Source organism: Mucilaginibacter sp. A3364, from assembly GCF_059690715.1.
Genome location: NZ_JCAWED010000001.1, coordinates 1,937,061 through 1,953,392, shown reverse-complemented (window position 1 = coordinate 1,953,392; position 16,332 = coordinate 1,937,061). Strand labels below are relative to the sequence as shown.

Sequence of the window (16,332 nt, the reverse complement as noted above, 5' to 3'; positions counted from 1 at the left end):
ATGCGTTAGCTATTTTGGTATATATTTATAGTATGAGAAACCTATTCCTGTTTTTTATCGCTATCATATTGGTAATGTCTGCCTGTAAAAAGGATGAACCTGATTTTACTGACCCCGGTAACTATATTAATGGTGTTGTTACCATCCCTACAGGTACAACAGGAGGCACGGGAGGTACAGGATCAACCGGTGGCGCCATAGGCGACTATTACCTTAAAGGAACCCTTGATGGAACATCGTTAAATTGGCGACAAATAGACGTTACCGAGGGTTGGGGGCCCGGCGTGGCATCGTCCAAATCACAGGATGCCAAGGGGAATATTATAGGTGCCATCAGCGCGTTATTAACTAATAGAACGCCATTAACGCCGGCAATAGAAATAGAGTTCGGTACCATCAAGTATAATTTGGATGATAACAGATCGGCCGCCTTTCATAGTTTTTTTGGCAGTACAACTGTTGGCGATTGGGTATATAATCCGTCTTTTGAACATAAGGCTAACGAGAAAAATGTTAGGGTAATTTATACCGATGCTAATAACAAAGTTTACGCAAGTGATGGTAGCCAGACGGGTAGCAGTTTCAAGGTACTGAGTATGGTCAACTTACCAGCTCCCAACATTGCGCAAAAAGAAAGCATAAAATTAAAAGTTACCTTTAGCTGTAAGCTTTATCCGCGTGATACACCGGGCGCTGCCTTAACGCTAAGTAATGTAGAAGCAGTGATCAATATTCAAAACGAGTTTTAACGCTGGCCGGGTTACACTTCTACCGGTCTTGACATCGGTTGCATTGCTGGCGGATTTTTCGTTTCTTTAGCTATCCAATTTATATCAACCATGATCAGATCAAAGCATTTGTTGGCGCTTGCCGGCCTGGTATGTACTTTTAATGTATCACCAACTATCGCGCAGCAAAACAAACCCAAACAAGTAACGCCAACGGGCAAACAACCGGTGGATTATGTGAATCCATACATCGGCAATATCAGCCATATGCTGGTACCCACGTACCCAACGGTGCATTTGCCAAATAGTATGATGCGCATTTACCCCGTACGGTCAGATCATACGTCAAATCGTATTGGTGGTTTGCCTTTGATAGTTACGGCGCACCGCAGCACATCAAGCTTTAATTTTTATCCGTACCAGGGTGATGAGATCGCTTTAACGCCTAATATGCCGCTAAGTTATGATCAGGAAAAAGTAACGCCCTACCGTTACCAAACATACCTGGATGATGCCAATGTGCAGGTTGATTATGCGCCATCGCACCAAAGTGCTGTTTACAGTTTAACATTTGATAAAAGCGGCGCTCCATACATCGTTATCAATACCCAGCGTGGCGAGTTAAAGACTAACGGGAAAATCATCAGCGGTTATAAAGAACTAAGTCGCACAGGTAAAGTATACTTATATGCAGAAACGGATATCGCCCCCGAAAAAACCGGAACTACCGCCCGCACGGGCTTAAAATGGGAAAACACGCCAGGTGCCGCATTGGTATTAAAATATCCAGTCGGAACCAAAAAATTAGGCGTTCGTTACGGTGTATCTTTCATCAGCGAAGAACAGGCAAAAAAGAACCTGGAACGCGAGATTAAAACGTATGATGTGAACGTGGTTGCCAATACTGCCCGCGCTATTTGGAACGAAGCCTTAGGGAGAATAAACGCTACCGGTGGCCCTGATAAAGAAACCTCAGTTTTCTATACTTCTTTATACAGAACATTTGAGCGTCCGGTTAACATTAGTGAAGATGGCCAGTATTTCAGCGGATCGGACGGCAAGGTGCATAGCGATGGTGGTAAGGCATTTTATACAGATGACTGGTTGTGGGATACCTATCGCGCTCACCATCCGCTACGCGTGCTGATAGACCAGGAAAAAGAAAATAATATCCTGAACTCATACATCGTCATGAGCGAGCAGACCGAGAAAAACTGGCTGCCAACCTTCCCCGGTGTAACCGGCGATTCGCGGGGTATGAATTCAAATCACGGTATTGCCAGTATGATAGACGCTTATAACAAAGGTTTACGCGGCTTTAGTTTAGAACGTGCTTATACAGCTTCAAAAGGAGCTATTGAAGAGAAATCGTTAATTCCATGGTCGCCGGGTGTAGCCGGGGGCGAATTGGATGCTTTTTATAAAGAGAAAGGCTATTTCCCTGCATTAAAACCCGGCGAAAAAGAAACAGTTAAAAACGTAAGTGGTTGGGAAAAACGCCAGCCTATAGCGGTTACCTTAGGTACATCATACGATGAGTGGTGTTTGTCGTTAATGGCACGTGCCTTAGGTAAAACCCAGGAAGCTGATAAATATCTGCGTGCCTCATACAATTATCGCAATGTATTTAATCCTAAAACCGGTTTCTTTCATCCTAAAGATAAGGACGGTAACTTTATTGAACCGTTGGATTATCGAACATCGGGTGGCCCGGGCGCACGCGATTACTACGACGAAAACAACGGCTACATTTACCGCTGGGACGTGCAGCATAACATAGGTGACCTGGTGCAACTGGTTGGCGGTAACGATAAATTTATTGAAGGGCTGGAGAGCATGTATAATACACCAATGGGCATGTCTCGTTGGGATTTCTACGCGATACTGCCGGATCATACCGGCAATGTGGGTATGTTCTCTATGGCTAACGAGCCAAGCTTTCATATACCCTATTTGTACAATTACGCAGGCGCGCCATGGAGAACGCAGAAACGTATCCGCTCGCTACTGGAGCAATGGTATCGTGATGACCTTATGGGGGTACCGGGCGATGAAGACGGCGGCGGTATGACAGCCTTCGTGGTATTTAGCGAATTAGGATTTTATCCGGTTACACCGGGTTCGCCAACTTACAACATAGGTAGCCCGATGTTTAAAAACGTGAAGATGAAATTAAGCAACGGTAAGGTATTTGAAATAAAGGCGCCTAATGCGTCTATTGCCAACAAGTATATCCAGTCGGCCAAATTGAATGGTGTTACCATTAATAAACCATGGTTTAATCATAGCGATATCGCAAATGGGGGAGTGCTGGAGTTAGTGATGGGCCCGATAGCCAACAAAAGCTGGGGCGCGGGTTCGCCGCCGCCATCGGCAGCGCCAATGCCTAACTAGTATTTGATCAAAATTTGTAAAGGTGCGGTATACTATTATATCGCACCTTTTGTATTTTAACAGATATGCTTATCTTTAAGTAACCAATAGTAATCCTTATGAAAAACCTAATCCTGATCAGTACATTATTTATCGGCTTCGTAGCTAAAGCGCAAATTAAAACAACAACTACCACCAATGCCGATGGCACCAAATCAACAAGTTTCGGCGTTCAGCTTACAAAACCAACTGAAACTGTTACGGCGGAAGCTAATTTTCAATATCCCACTGGTGTAAACGCGGAACCTATTGTTTATAAAAAAGGATCGAACGATAAAACCTATATATTGGTAGCCAACGAATCGAAGCCGGATATGTCAAAATACGAGATCGATATTTATGCAGGCAATAAAAAGCTATCAAAAGCAACCCTGTTGGTTTGGTTCTCGCTTACAAGCCCTAACAAGCAGAATTTAAGTGTTGGTACATACAGGTACAGCGATAAAAGCCCTTCAGAACGACAGAACTTTAAATTTGCCGGTACCGTTAAACTAGGCAGCACCGATGTGGATATAGTTGATGGCTGGGTACAGGTAAATACCTGGGATAAACGCATAGTACTAAACTATAGCTTAACCTTAAAAAACGGCGTAAAAACCACTGGCAAGTACGATACCGATTACCAGATTGAAGACAGAAGCGAACGCGAACAAGCCAATACCGGCATCAAGATCAATCAGCAATAATTATTCTGCCAGTGGATAACCTTTAGCGATCCAATCAGTTTTTAGGTTGGTGCTTAAGTTTAGTAACTTAATATTTGTAAAGCCTGCCGCTTTCAATTCGCGGTAAGCGGGTCGTATGTTAGGGCATTTGGCAAAAGGGCAGCAGCCGCAGTAAAAAACAATAGGCGTGTTTTTAGGTAAGCCTTCTATTTCCTTTTTAAGTTGGGCTATGTTCTCGGTATTTTTGCCGGCTCCTATATGTTTGGCGCCTTTAATATCTTCAACTACACCAATATTAAAAATTAGCGGCTTGGTAGTGGCTTTTGCCAGCGCGGCAGGCTCTAATAATTCAGTAGCTGCCCAAGGTACATCTAAGCCTGCAGATGGCAGGCTTACCTGCGCATTGACCTTTAAACTATACACATTTAGCGCGCAAAGGCATAATATAATTGCTGCAATTTTCTTCATTTTGTTGTTGGCTTATTAGGGCAAATATCCCATTAATTATTCAAAAAATAAGGTTTTAGTGTTTTGGTTTGCTGGCGCGAAATTTTTTGCGGCATGCATCTTGTTTGGTTTGTAGCAATCATAATTAATTGATAAAACAACCTACTAAAATGAAAACTCAAATAACGCTTACACTGCTGCTTGGCGCCGCGGTGTTAACACAGGGATGCGTAAGTAATAAAAAATACGCCGAACTGCAATCAAACTACAATCAGTTAGAAACTAAACAACGCGAATTAAAACAAAGCTACGATGTTACCCAACGCGAACTGGAAGTAAGCCGTACCCGTGGTAAAAGTTTAGAGGAACAAATAGCTTCCGAAAAAGCTAATCGTGCTGCTTTACAGGATGCTTTAAACAAATGTTTAGCAGGTAACGCGCAAGGTGGTGTTAACATTGCTAAGCTTGCCGACGAGATCAACTCATCAAACAAATACATTAAAGAGTTAATTGCTGCCAAAAGTAAAAGTGACTCGCTTAACATGGTGTTGACCAATAACCTGACACGCTCATTAAATAGCGACGAGTTAAAAGATGTTGACGTAAAAGTACTGAAAGGCGTTGTTTATGTTTCATTGGCTGATAACATGCTTTATAAATCAGGTAGCTACGAAATATCAGACAAAGCTGCTGCTACATTGGGTAAAATATCTAAAATTATCAAGGACTACTCAAACTACGACGTATTGATCGAAGGTAATACTGATAACGTGCCTATTAAACAAACTAACATTCGTAACAACTGGGATTTAAGTACGCTACGCGCATCGTCTGTGGTACAGGCCTTGCAAAACAACTACCAGGTTGATCCGAAAAGGTTAACAGCCGGTGGCCGTGGTGAGTATAATCCGGTGGCGGATAATTCAACCCCGGACGGTAAAATGAAAAACCGTCGTACTCAAATCATCATTACACCTAAGTTAGACCAATTTATGGGCCTTATAGGTAAACAGGATGAAATGAAACAGTAATAAGTTTAAATCTGTATATACAAAAAGCCTCGCCGGGATTGCCGGCGAGGCTTTTTTGTTGTCATCTGAAAGACTTACGAAGTTTTTAAAACTTCGTAAGTCTAATTTATACGAGCGCAAGTTTTAGGTGTCTAACTTATATCTTCACCTGCAACGTTAGGTAAAAAGTCCTGTTATCAGCAGGTAAAATACCCGGGCCTGGATAGCCTGTTGCCCTGCGGGTATAATAGTATTGATTTAAAAAGTTGTTGGCGCTGCCTTCCAGCTTAAAGCGTTTAAATTGATATGATACGCTGGCATCCATGATGGTGTACGCCGGAATTTCACCTATAACAGCTGATAAACCACCATCTGTTGCATTGGTAGCATCTGTAAATTGTTGTGAAAGGTGGGTGTATTGTATCGATGCTTTAAAATCTTTATAACCCAAACGCAGGCCTGCTTTTACGTTTAGCTCGGGCACAAATTCTACTTTATTACCTACAACAGCGGCTTCCTCGCTGCGGTTATATTTTGAGCGGATAACGGCAACGTTCGAAAACAAAACACCGTTCCAGTTCTCGGCATCCGGTTTTAACAGGCGCAAAATATCGGCTTCGGCATAACTTTCAATACCGCCAATTATGGCCTGGCCTATGTTACCGCGGCGGCGAAGCACCTGGTTGGCGGCGTTGGCATATTGTATTTCGCCTATGCGATTGTCGTAATTTAAAAAGAACGCGCTTACGTCATAACTGTAAAATACGGTTTGCTCGCTACGGATGCCTAAGTCAAGCGAATAGCCTTTTTCATCGGTAAGGTTAGGGTCAATGGTTAAGGATGGATTGGCTGTGCGGCTATCAGTAAATGTTATAGAGCGGTAGTTTTGCGATATATTGCTGTAAACATTTACGGTAGCACTTGGCCTGTAGCTTAAACCTACACCGGCCAATACAAAGTTTCGGCTTTTGTCGGTAGTTTCATTAAAGCGCTGAAAGCTGATGACATTGCCTGCCAGGTCCCGCGGTAGCGGCGCATAAAAACCTTTGGCTTTGGTATTGATGTTTTCGTAGCGTAAACCCGGGGTGATAGAGAATTTGTTGCTTATCCTGAAAATGTTCTCTAAAAATAAAGACGTGTTACGGTTAGGATAAATGTAATCGTTCTGCGTGTACTGGTCAGAATTTACGAAGTTAAAATCGGCATCCTTAAACTTGCTGCCTTCACCCTGTACGCTATGATTGCGGCCATGGTAATATCTGCCACCAATTAATAAAGTATTGCTCATGTTGGCTAATGTATAGCGTTTTAGGAAACGCGCCTCCGTACCCCAGTTGGTAAAATCGCCTTTGATCAGGTCGCGTGGTTCACTGCCGTCATCGGGTGTGGCTACACGGTTAGGCCTGAAGCCTAATGAATAACGGTATGCTGATAAGCCAAACACACGTAAATTAAATTCATTATTCTCATCAAACTTATGATCAAAATGCAGGGCATAAAGGTTCCAGTTTACTTTAAACCAGTTACGGTCACGGTTGCTTTGTTGCGGATCGGCTTTGAACATATCATCGGTCAAACCGCCCGGCTGTTGGGCCAGGTAGTCCATGTGAGTATAGTCAAAGCCAATTTTAGTTTTATTACTCAGCTTGTAATTAACGTTGGCGTATAAAGTATGACTATCAAAATGGGTATTTGGGCGCCAGCCGCCACCTTTTTTATACTGACCGAATATATAGTAGCTCAGGTTTTTAACTGTACCGCTTGCGCTTACAAACGAGCCGATGAAATTATTGGAACCAACAGTTTGTCGTGCCGTTAATTCAAACTCTTTATTAGCTACTGGTTTACGCATTACAAAATTTATCAAACCACCAAACTGGGTGCCGTATTGCAGTGATGCCGCACCGCGTACAATTTGAATCTGTCCAATAGCTTCTGCCGGCGGGGTATAGTAGCTTTCCGGGTAACCTAAAGCGTCGGCACTAATATCATAACCATTTTGGCGTACGTTAAAATTAGCCGTACGGTTAGGGTCGAGGCCCCGGCCGCCAACGCTTAGTTGCAGGCCAGAGCTTTCGCTTTCGTAAATATTTAATCCCGCCACGCGCGAATAGATCTGGCGCGCGTTATTGGTGGCCAGGTTAGCTACCAGTTGCTCGGGGATGATGACTTCCGATTTTTTGCCTTCGTAAATGGCCATGTTCTCTACACCCGCCAGGTGCGAAAAGCCGAAGTTGTTCTTTTTAACCTTTATCTCAACCTCGTTCAACTCATTGATGCTGTACTCCAGTTTCAGTACAATATTATTATTGGCGGTGATGCTGACCGGCTGTTGCCACTGCTTATGGTTGGCGTAGGTAGCCAGTAAAACGTATTCGCCTTGTTTAAGGTTATTAAAAGTAAATTCGCCTTTGCTGTTACTCACGGCAGTGCTTTTGTTATCATTTAAATAAACCACGCAGCCTTCAAGCGGCGCGTTTTCTTTAGAGGATATAACTTTGCCTGAAAGGCGATATTGAGCGAAGGTGATGGTGCTGCATAAACACAGCACCAGGGTATTAAAAGCCTTTAATTTCATCTGTAAATGGTAATATCCATGTTTTGGGTTTAAATGATTCCTGCTGTTTGGCCAGGTCAACCTTTGGATCGACCAATGCGGTACCCATGCGGCCGTTAAGTGCTACGTATGAATCAACGTACACCTGCGGCGATTTAAACCCTTGTTTTATATAATGATCTTTTAAGATATGTGCGTATTGCAGCATCATATCCGGTTGTGTCGACATCATTTTTTCCTGTAGTGGCGTCAGGAAGTCATTGTTGTTAATGATGGTGTTTTTGCCCGCTTCGTCGCGCACTATAAATTGCGCGTAGCCGGCTTTCTCCATTAGCATTACCCGCCATGAAAAACGGTAACCCTCTTCGGTCCAGAACAGTTCGCCCGGATATAGCAGGTAACGGAAAGGAAAAAGTAGCTGAATAAAGAGAAACGTAGCAAATCCTCCAATCAGTAATTTATGGGTAGCGGCTTTGTAAATTAACTGCTTGTCGGTATCGATAAACCCGGCAGGCGCCTTAAATATCTTGTTAAGCCAAGAGATGATCTTTAAATGAAAGGCCGGCGAAAAAAATATCAGCGCGGTAACGATCATCACATAAGGAAACATCCCGATAGGAAACAATATTGCGGTAAGCCCATGGAATACCACTACCGTGATATAAGCTAACAGGCGGGTGCATTTATTCCATAGTAAAAACCCAATGCTAAGGTCGTACAAACAACCAAACCAGCTAAAGGCAAAATGTATCCAGGTGTAGTTAAACAGGCCGCCAATAACAGGCATATCGTTACGTGCCGGTAGCCATATTTTAAGTGGGAGAGCATGAAATAGCCAATCGCTGTTAAGCTTGGCAATACCGGCGTAGAAATACAAAATACACACCATTACCTTGATAATATCAATACACCATTGCGGTATGTAGGCGGTCAGCTTGCCTTTATAGCGCCAGGCATCAATTGAAAAATACCTGTTGGCGGGTAAAAACATTAGCATGAACAGCACCAGGCTCATGAAATAGTAATGATTTAGGTAAGTGCTTTTATCAATGAGCTCAATGTAAGTAAAGCTTGTAAACAGTGTGATACTAGCTATCCTGTAAAACAATCCCAAGGCAACAAATAAAGCAGCGGCCCCGCAAATAAAAAAAAGTCCGTAGGTATAGCTACCCAATGGCTTTACAAATTCAAATCCGTAAAACGGGAAGAAATAACGGGGCTGTACATAAAGCGTATCTATCCATCCGTTTAACCAAAAACGGGTAATGCTTAATAAAAGCATTACCCCTGTGGCTATACGGAATACGGATAAAGGGGCAGCATGGGTTGATTTGGATAAGTATAAACTAACCCAACTACCCGCGCCTTTAGCTTTAGTCACCGTCATTATCAGTGTAGGAGATTGTGATACTTATGGCCGATGTCATGTCAACCTTTAACATTTTAACTACTTTTTGATACTCGTTATAAGTATCTATCATCGTTTGGTTGTTGGTATTGATCTGCGCGTAGAAATTCTCGGGCAGGGTAGCTAGTTTAGCACTAATAACACCAAACTGAGTATTGATTGTAGCCGGTAAGGTGGTATTGCCTAAACTCGTTAAATAAGTTTTAAAAGATGGGCCCTCGGTACCGGAGGTAATACCTTTACCGTTAAAAAAGTCGATAGTAGCTTGTGTAGCGGCTTTGGCTAAGCTTGCCGAAATGTCTTTTTTGTAAAAAGCCTCAACTTTGTTAGCCGCAACAACGCCATTCATCATAGCACCTGACGGGATACCAAATTTGCCCGAACGGATGTAGCGCTCAAAGTTTAAGATATAGCTATTGGCCATCACCGATGTTGACGAACCCGCGTCAATACCCGTTTTGTTAACAAACTGATCGCGATAGGTGGTAGTCCAGTCAGTATAAACTTTAGTAAAAGTGGTGTTCATACGTTGGGTTAAGCGTTTTACGTAGTCGATACGCTTAACACCGTCTGTCGGGGCGGTATAGTAAGCCACAATGGCGGCATCGTTGGCTGCAACACCGTTTAATAGGTAATCAAATGCCGGGAAACCTTGCGCCGGATAAGCAGCTGCAACGTCTAAATTGGCAGAAGCACCCGTGTTAATATAGGTAGCTATCTGTGTTTCGCTGGTGGGATATATATTAAATAAGGAGCGGATAGCTTCTGTTTGCCCCGGACCGAAATCAAACAATTCCACTTTTTGCCACTCAATATAAGCCTCAACCCATGCCGCTCTAAAATCAGTAAGGGTGGTGGTGCCCGGGGTAGTGGTAAAGGCATTTGACTTGGTAACCATCGCGTCAAGTTTAACTTTAAACTTAGTGTATGATGGGATAACAATATTATCGGCAATATTGGTTAGCATCAGCTTTCTGTTGGTTGCCTTAGCGTCTGTTTCGGGAGTAGGATCAGGTGATGATCCTTTTTTTGAACAGGCAAATATGCCTGCTACAATAGCGCCTAATAGTATCGCCGCTACTTTTTTACTTTTTAAAAACGTCATATCCTAAAATGATGAAATGGGTTGCCAAAAAATATGACAACCCATTTTATGTTTTTATTAAAATTTACTATAAACTAAATTTAGCTTTGATAGCTGCTGCCGCAGTGTTGATTTTAGGCTGAGTTACATCCCATAAGCCACCATTGGCATTTGAGCTTAACAAGTTATTCAATATGCCATCAGAGAAAGCAGCGTCGCCACCTTTTACTTTTAAGAAACGTAAAGAGTAAACAAAACCACCGCCTTCGCCAATATCGTGTGCACGATCAGCATCAGTAGCTCTGGTACCCCATTTTTCAAGGTAACCCACGGCAGCTTTAGCAATTGCAGTTTCCATAGCGGTTCTGATAAATAAAGCTTGTTTTTTCAGCTCCACTTTGTCATTATTAACAATAGCCGCACGGCCTTTTAAAAATGCTAAGTAAATATTAGGATAGTCGGTTTTGTTGTATTCCCAAACATATGAGCCTAAAGCAAACTCGGTAGTACCTCTAACCGCATCGGTTGAACCCGCAAGGTAAATAGCGCTAGGGGTTAATAAGGCATAAGCTTCATCCCAGTTGTGCTCTAATTGCGTGTAGTTTTTACCTGAAACTAAAGTGTAGTTATCAGCATCTAAACCGGTGTTTAATAATACGTTACCGATATAATCATACTGTAATGCGCCGATCAATGATTTTTGAATGATCTGGGCAACTTCAATACCACGACCGTCAACCATACGTGTACCTAATTTACCGGCAACACCAGCAGAAGCGGTAGCACCAAATGAACTACTTAAAGTAGCCATTGCAGTAAGGTCGTTCTCAACCTTAGTACGAACGGTAGCAGCATCAGCAGCTGATAGGGAAGAAGCTACTGTATTTTTTAATTGAACAGAAGTACCATTCAAATCAGCATAAGTACCTGTAAACGGAGAACCTGTATTGCTAAACATGGCTTTCATTACATCTGCGCTGATAACGGCTGAAGAAGCGGTACCCGCATAGGCGTTGATTGCCTGGAACATTCTGTAACGTTGGTTACCGCTTGTAAAATCAACTGTTGTAGTGGTAGTGCCGTTTACAACGAAAGTGCTGGCGTAAGGAGTAGTGTTAGTTAATGTAGCCGCGTTAACTGAAGTACGGATACTTGGTTTAGCAGGTTCTTCGGTTTTATCTTTTTTACATGCCGCCAGTGAGGAGACAGCCAATAACGCGATCGCCGCGAATTTTCCTGAATTTTTAAAGTAGGTCATTGTTGTTTTTATTTAGATTGATTATCGACAGCAAAGATATGCGCAATAATTCTAAATCAAAATTTATTTAGAATTAATCTAAAATAAAGTTTAACGAACGATCCTATAGGAGATAATATCTTGAAAATGAATGACTTATTAATTTAAGATTATTTATTTATACTAAGTTTAAATAAAAATAACATTGAATTGTGTCAGTTGTACACCTATCGGTGCTTTTTCTCTTTATTCATCTTGGCCTTTTTGCTGGCGCTGATATTGTAATTTTTATTGTTCGAAGCTTTTTTTTCGTGGAATGCTCCGGCGGGGCCCTGGTCTACTTCTTTAGTAGGTTTAATGCGGAGTTTCTGGCTTTCATTTACAATTACCAGGTCCTCAGGCAGGTCGGCTAATTGCATTTTTTTGCCGATAGCTTGTTCTATCTTTTTTACCTGGCTTAGTTCCATGTCGGTAGCAAAGGTTAGTGCCAGGGTATCGGTATCTGTTTCGCTAGCGTTATGGGTAACGTGGGTTATAAATGTGTCGGTATCCTCAGGCACATCAAAATGAATCAGGAAAGGTACACCGCTTACATCAATGCTTTCTGTATTTTCATTCACCACTAGTAATATGCGGGCTTCTGTTGTAGTCATAAAATCAGCTACGCTGTTAAAGCCATTTACATCATAAAACTTAGGGTTTAAATACGCAACCGCTTCGTTTACGCGGCGATTAAGGCTTTGATAAATACGTTCGGCGGTAACCTGGCCGTTGATGAAAACAATGGTCTTGGTAAACAATTCCTCATCCTGCATAAATAGGTTAAGCAGGTTAACCTTGGTTAAAAAATTGGGTACTTTATATAATAGCTGGTCGTAAGTTTCTATAGAAGTTTCATCAAGTTCTTCTACCTCCACTATAGCCGGATCTTTTAAAAACGGCATGATCAGGCCTTCCAGTTTATCATGCAGCACATCGGTAAATACCAGTCGTTGTACTTTGGTTAAGCTGTTGGCCAGTTCAACCAATGGTAACTGGAATCCTTTTTTGATCATGCGATCGGCATCATCAACTATAAATAATTCAATTTTATTAAGGTTGAGGCCCAACTTAAGGTATATAGCACGCGCACGATCGGGTGTGGCCACTACGATGTCGGCACCATCAGCCAAAGCATCCATTTGAGCTTCCAGTCCCGGGGTTACGTATAGGCCTACTATACTAATGGAGGTGTTTTTATTGATACGGTTGAAGGTTTCCATCATTATCAGTACGTCGTCTTTCTCGGGCACGAGTATCAATACCTGTGGCACACCCTCGGGCGCGTAATTAAAGCGGTTAAGGGTACCAAGCACCAGGGTAGTTGTTTTGCCGGCTCCTTCGGGTGCCACAACAACCAGGTCCTGGCCGCCAATAATACGGTTCAGGGTTTTTTGTTGAACCGTGGTGGGGGTGGTAAAACCCAGTTCGGTTACCGATCGTACCAGTTGTTTATTAAGCTTTATTTTTTCGAACCCTGCCATACTGTAGTATCAATTATTGAGGTGCAAAATTACCGTTATAATTCGGGAATAGGAATTTTAGCTTGCTTATTTGCCCTTTGGGTACAGTTATTGTATGATGTATAGCAAATCAAATATATAATAACCATGAAAACACAGGATTTTAAAAACCACGATAATGCCCAGGGTAGTAGTACTGCCGACAGGGCTTTTACAGATCAACGTGAAGCACAAAAAGCAAAAGGCATAAGTAACGCCGGCGGACAGAAATCCTTCCAAACATCCAGTAAGGATAGCGCCCATCAGGCACCCAAAAAGAAAGACTAATGTCAAAAATGCCCCGCTATTTGCCGGGGCATTTTTATTGGAATATATTTGCGGCCGATAGCCTCTGTACATAAAGAGGTGTTATGTTATGAAAAAACTACTTGTAATTTTTAGCTGTGCTATCGTACTGGCTGCCTGCAAATCCAACAAACCTACCGCGCCCTTCACTATTGGCAAAGTAATTAAAACCAAAGTAGGTGTTACTATGGGTGTAATGATCAAAAACCGCCTAAGCAAGCGCCAGATGGTTGATATCGCGGCGCGGATAAAAGAAGATAGCTCGCATTATGAATCGATACAGGTTGATTTTATACTGCCCGGTAACGATTACAACAATAGCGGCGGTATAAGCGTATATGCTATGGCCACTTATCCTAAACCTGGTATGGTGACTCCTAAAGACACGGTTACGGACGACGATAATAATTTTTTAAGTTTCGAGTTTGTAGGTTTCACACCCGAACAGGCCAAAAGAATATTAGCACTTGACCCAACAGAGATGCGCGGTAAACAGATGGTAGGTAAATTTATTGATGACAACACTCAAACTGTAAGTATTATCTATGATGATAAGCGCGAGGGCCAGTACTATATTTTAGAATTGGATACCACAGGCAAAGTAGTCTCAGCTACCCAACCGTTGGTAGTCACTCATAACGGTTTGCAGAAAATGGTGATATCAAAAGCTGGTGATTATATGACGCTAAAGGATAGTATATTGACTATGTATAGCATACAGGACCCCGAGAAGCCGTACAGGGCTGTAAAATCAGGGATATAATGAATCTCGATAGATAAAAAAGCCGCCGGATTATCCGGCGGCTTTTTTTGTTTATTGTTTCGATAGTGATTACTTGACCACCAATTGCGCTGTATTACGGCTTACCTGCTCCAATAACACGGTTTTACCTTCTGTAAGTTCGGCTATGGTAGTGCGTGTGTAATGCCTTGTTGTAATTAAGGTAAGGCCTGTGTTATACTTAGGTTTATATTCAGTATTAAGGGCCGTCAATAGCCTCTCCAGGTTATCCTCTTTATGATCAAAGCAAACGCTAAAGCTAAGCGCCGATGTTTGCATAGTGTTAACCTTAATATGATTTGCGGCGAATATGCCAAATATATCACTCAGATGATCTTCAGTTACAAATGAGTAGTCCTTAGTAGCTATGGATACCAATACCTGGTTTTGCTTTAAAATGATCACCGGTTTCTCGAATACGGTAGACGCTGTTTCTTTGATCAACGTTCCCGGTGCGTCGGGATCAACAAACGATTTTACCAGTAACGGTATCTTAGCGTTTTGCAAGGGCTTGATAGTTTTGGGGTGAATAACCGTAGCGCCGTAATAGGTCATTTCGATAGCCTCGCTATAAGTAAGTTCATCAAACTTCACAGTATCGTCAAAATGCTTGGGATCGGCGTTTAATACGCCGGGTACGTCCTTCCATGTGGTTACTGATTCAGCATTCAGGCTTGAAGCAAATATAGACGCGGTATAGTCTGATCCTTCACGACCCAGAGTAGTAGTAAAATTCTCTGATGTACCACCCAGAAATCCTTGTGTAACCACAATACTTTTTTGTAACAATGCAGGTATTTCTTCGCCGATGCTCTCGCGGGTTTTATCCCATAGTACGGTTCCTTCGCGGTAGGTATTATCGGTGTGGATATAACCGCGTACATCAAGCCATTGGCTTTTTAAACCAGCTTTGTTGAGGTAAGCCGATACGATACGGGTTGAAACTAATTCGCCTACGGATACGATCTGGTCATAAATGAAGTCGTAGTCGTCATGCGGTTCATCTTCAATCATCCAGTCTATCTCTACAAAAGTATTTGATACATCGTCAAATACCGGGTCGCCCTCGTCAAATAGTTCGGTTATAATGCCGTAGTGATATTGTTTGATCTCGTCGTATACCTGGTGAAGGTCATCGGTTTGGTCGGCGTAAGCCCGGGTTAGTTTTTCAAGCGCGTTGGTAGTTTTACCCATAGCCGAAACCACGATAAGCAATTGTTCGCCACTATACTTAGCCACCACATTAGCCAGGTTTCTTACACCTGCCGCATCCTTAACCGATGCGCCTCCGAATTTAAAAACAAGCATTTATTTTAAGTATTGAGTTACCACGGTGTTTGGTCGCAGTAGTGTTTTAATTTTTGAGTAAGGGATATTCAGTTCGGTTTGTCCGGCTGCATAGGGTTTGATCTCGTATTGGTTGTACAGAAATTTTAACCCAACCGGCGTTATTAAAAAGTTTTGCGGCAGCGCGAATTTATCATTTTTAAAAAAATAATTATCCTTAAGCGATGCATTCATAGCCAGCTTTTCCTGCTGGCAGAAAATAGTATCAGCTACAGCATTTAGCTTAGTTTCGTAATTATCGTTTAATATATTGCTCAATGAAACCTCTTTATGGCTTTTGATATTCCAATTAATAAACGAAGTAACACTGGCACCATGCGCACCACCCACGTAGTTGTAACCATCCAGCTGTAGTGTGGTGAGACTTGAATCCTGCCGTATCACTTTAGCTGTTTGATCAAGGGTATAAAAACGTCCGTATGCATTACCGTTTTTTTTGTCGCTTTCGTAATTGGTGATAAACTCGTCAACCAATTGTTGTATTTGCGTCGCCGGTTTCCTGTCTGGATTGTCAAGTCCGAATAGTGAGATCAGCCTTACATTAAGTGTACGGTTCAACACCGGATCTTTCTCAAAAACAGGATAGATCACATTGGCAACTGTACATGCGCTATCAGGCTTATCACCACAGTCTGAAGCACGTTTTTTTAGCGTGTCATACTTAAATGTTAACGTATCGGTATTAACATCGGGCGTTTGCTTTTTTACCGGCGAATCCCATTGGCAACTAGCCAACAATAAGGTTGCTATGCCTATCAGTGTTATCTGTTTTTTCATGTGGTAGATGA

The 16,332-nt window shown here is 42.3% G+C and carries 14 protein-coding genes; 6 read left to right on the top strand and 8 right to left on the bottom strand.

Annotated features, from left to right (window positions below):
• Window positions 1-32 precede the first annotated feature (32 nt).
• From AC59JT_RS08780 to AC59JT_RS08770, 3 genes are all read left to right on the top strand, one after another.
• Entirely contained in the window at window positions 33-749 is a 717-nt protein-coding gene (locus tag AC59JT_RS08780) for a hypothetical protein (RefSeq protein ID WP_497397855.1), read from the top strand.
• 90 nt (window positions 750-839) lie between these two features.
• Window positions 840-3,122, top strand: coding sequence for a GH92 family glycosyl hydrolase (locus AC59JT_RS08775; RefSeq protein ID WP_497397853.1), 2,283 nt, complete (start codon window positions 840-842; stop codon window positions 3,120-3,122).
• Window positions 3,123-3,220: 98 nt separating this feature from the next.
• On the top strand, window positions 3,221-3,847 hold the full coding sequence (locus AC59JT_RS08770) for a hypothetical protein (protein WP_497397851.1): 627 nt from the start codon (window positions 3,221-3,223) through the stop codon (window positions 3,845-3,847).
• Here AC59JT_RS08770 and AC59JT_RS08765 read toward each other — a convergent pair whose 3' ends face one another.
• Window positions 3,848-4,294: a rhodanese-like domain-containing protein gene (locus AC59JT_RS08765; protein ID WP_497397850.1), complete on the bottom strand. Its 447-nt coding sequence runs from the start codon at window positions 4,292-4,294 to the stop codon at window positions 3,848-3,850. It abuts the gene before it with no gap.
• 149 nt (window positions 4,295-4,443) lie between these two features.
• Between AC59JT_RS08765 and AC59JT_RS08760 the strand changes: the two genes are divergently transcribed.
• Window positions 4,444-5,304, top strand: a complete 861-nt coding sequence (locus AC59JT_RS08760) for an OmpA/MotB family protein (RefSeq protein WP_497397848.1) — start codon at window positions 4,444-4,446, stop codon at window positions 5,302-5,304.
• A gap of 136 nt (window positions 5,305-5,440) precedes the next feature.
• Here AC59JT_RS08760 and AC59JT_RS08755 read toward each other — a convergent pair whose 3' ends face one another.
• The 5 genes from AC59JT_RS08755 to AC59JT_RS08735 all read right to left on the bottom strand — a co-directional run bounded on the left by AC59JT_RS08755 (window position 5,441) and on the right by AC59JT_RS08735 (window position 13,092).
• On the bottom strand, window positions 5,441-7,861 hold the full coding sequence (locus tag AC59JT_RS08755) for a TonB-dependent receptor domain-containing protein (protein ID WP_497397846.1): 2,421 nt from the start codon (window positions 7,859-7,861) through the stop codon (window positions 5,441-5,443).
• Complete coding sequence (locus AC59JT_RS08750; protein ID WP_497397844.1) at window positions 7,842-9,227, bottom strand: HTTM domain-containing protein; 1,386 nt, start codon at window positions 9,225-9,227, stop codon at window positions 7,842-7,844. Before AC59JT_RS08750 ends, AC59JT_RS08755 begins: the two co-directional genes overlap by 20 nt.
• A complete protein-coding gene (locus tag AC59JT_RS08745; protein ID WP_497397842.1) occupies window positions 9,214-10,353 on the bottom strand; it encodes an imelysin family protein in 1,140 nt (379 codons plus the stop codon). Before AC59JT_RS08745 ends, AC59JT_RS08750 begins: the two co-directional genes overlap by 14 nt.
• A gap of 67 nt (window positions 10,354-10,420) precedes the next feature.
• Window positions 10,421-11,590 carry a DUF4856 domain-containing protein gene (locus AC59JT_RS08740; protein WP_497397840.1) on the bottom strand — a complete coding sequence of 390 codons (1,170 nt, stop codon included), beginning with the start codon at window positions 11,588-11,590 and terminating at the stop codon, window positions 10,421-10,423.
• A 206-nt stretch (window positions 11,591-11,796) separates the two neighbouring features.
• Complete coding sequence (locus AC59JT_RS08735; RefSeq protein WP_497397839.1) at window positions 11,797-13,092, bottom strand: DEAD/DEAH box helicase; 1,296 nt, start codon at window positions 13,090-13,092, stop codon at window positions 11,797-11,799.
• A 126-nt stretch (window positions 13,093-13,218) separates the two neighbouring features.
• On the opposite strand from AC59JT_RS08735, the gene AC59JT_RS08730 reads away from it, so the two are divergent.
• Window positions 13,219-13,398, top strand: coding sequence for a hypothetical protein (locus AC59JT_RS08730; protein ID WP_497397837.1), 180 nt, complete (start codon window positions 13,219-13,221; stop codon window positions 13,396-13,398).
• Window positions 13,399-13,486: 88 nt separating this feature from the next.
• Complete coding sequence (locus AC59JT_RS08725) at window positions 13,487-14,179, top strand: hypothetical protein (RefSeq protein WP_497397835.1); 693 nt, start codon at window positions 13,487-13,489, stop codon at window positions 14,177-14,179.
• Window positions 14,180-14,248: 69 nt separating this feature from the next.
• Here AC59JT_RS08725 and AC59JT_RS08720 read toward each other — a convergent pair whose 3' ends face one another.
• Window positions 14,249-15,505 carry an aspartate kinase gene (locus AC59JT_RS08720; protein WP_497397833.1) on the bottom strand — a complete coding sequence of 419 codons (1,257 nt, stop codon included), beginning with the start codon at window positions 15,503-15,505 and terminating at the stop codon, window positions 14,249-14,251.
• Window positions 15,506-16,321: a DUF3298 and DUF4163 domain-containing protein gene (locus AC59JT_RS08715; RefSeq protein WP_497397831.1), complete on the bottom strand. Its 816-nt coding sequence runs from the start codon at window positions 16,319-16,321 to the stop codon at window positions 15,506-15,508. It lies immediately after the preceding gene.
• Window positions 16,322-16,332: the final 11 nt, after the last annotated feature.

Coding starts and splice junctions, on each gene's coding strand:
- AC59JT_RS08780 (WP_497397855.1), top strand. CDS start 33: ATGAGAAACCTATTCCTGTTTTTTATCGCTATCATATTGGTAATGTCT.
- AC59JT_RS08775 (WP_497397853.1), top strand. CDS start 840: ATGATCAGATCAAAGCATTTGTTGGCGCTTGCCGGCCTGGTATGTACT.
- AC59JT_RS08770 (WP_497397851.1), top strand. CDS start 3,221: ATGAAAAACCTAATCCTGATCAGTACATTATTTATCGGCTTCGTAGCT.
- AC59JT_RS08765 (WP_497397850.1), bottom strand. CDS start 4,294: ATGAAGAAAATTGCAGCAATTATATTATGCCTTTGCGCGCTAAATGTG.
- AC59JT_RS08760 (WP_497397848.1), top strand. CDS start 4,444: ATGAAAACTCAAATAACGCTTACACTGCTGCTTGGCGCCGCGGTGTTA.
- AC59JT_RS08755 (WP_497397846.1), bottom strand. CDS start 7,861: ATGAAATTAAAGGCTTTTAATACCCTGGTGCTGTGTTTATGCAGCACC.
- AC59JT_RS08750 (WP_497397844.1), bottom strand. CDS start 9,227: ATGACGGTGACTAAAGCTAAAGGCGCGGGTAGTTGGGTTAGTTTATAC.
- AC59JT_RS08745 (WP_497397842.1), bottom strand. CDS start 10,353: ATGACGTTTTTAAAAAGTAAAAAAGTAGCGGCGATACTATTAGGCGCT.
- AC59JT_RS08740 (WP_497397840.1), bottom strand. CDS start 11,590: ATGACCTACTTTAAAAATTCAGGAAAATTCGCGGCGATCGCGTTATTG.
- AC59JT_RS08735 (WP_497397839.1), bottom strand. CDS start 13,092: ATGGCAGGGTTCGAAAAAATAAAGCTTAATAAACAACTGGTACGATCG.
- AC59JT_RS08730 (WP_497397837.1), top strand. CDS start 13,219: ATGAAAACACAGGATTTTAAAAACCACGATAATGCCCAGGGTAGTAGT.
- AC59JT_RS08725 (WP_497397835.1), top strand. CDS start 13,487: ATGAAAAAACTACTTGTAATTTTTAGCTGTGCTATCGTACTGGCTGCC.
- AC59JT_RS08720 (WP_497397833.1), bottom strand. CDS start 15,505: ATGCTTGTTTTTAAATTCGGAGGCGCATCGGTTAAGGATGCGGCAGGT.
- AC59JT_RS08715 (WP_497397831.1), bottom strand. CDS start 16,321: ATGAAAAAACAGATAACACTGATAGGCATAGCAACCTTATTGTTGGCT.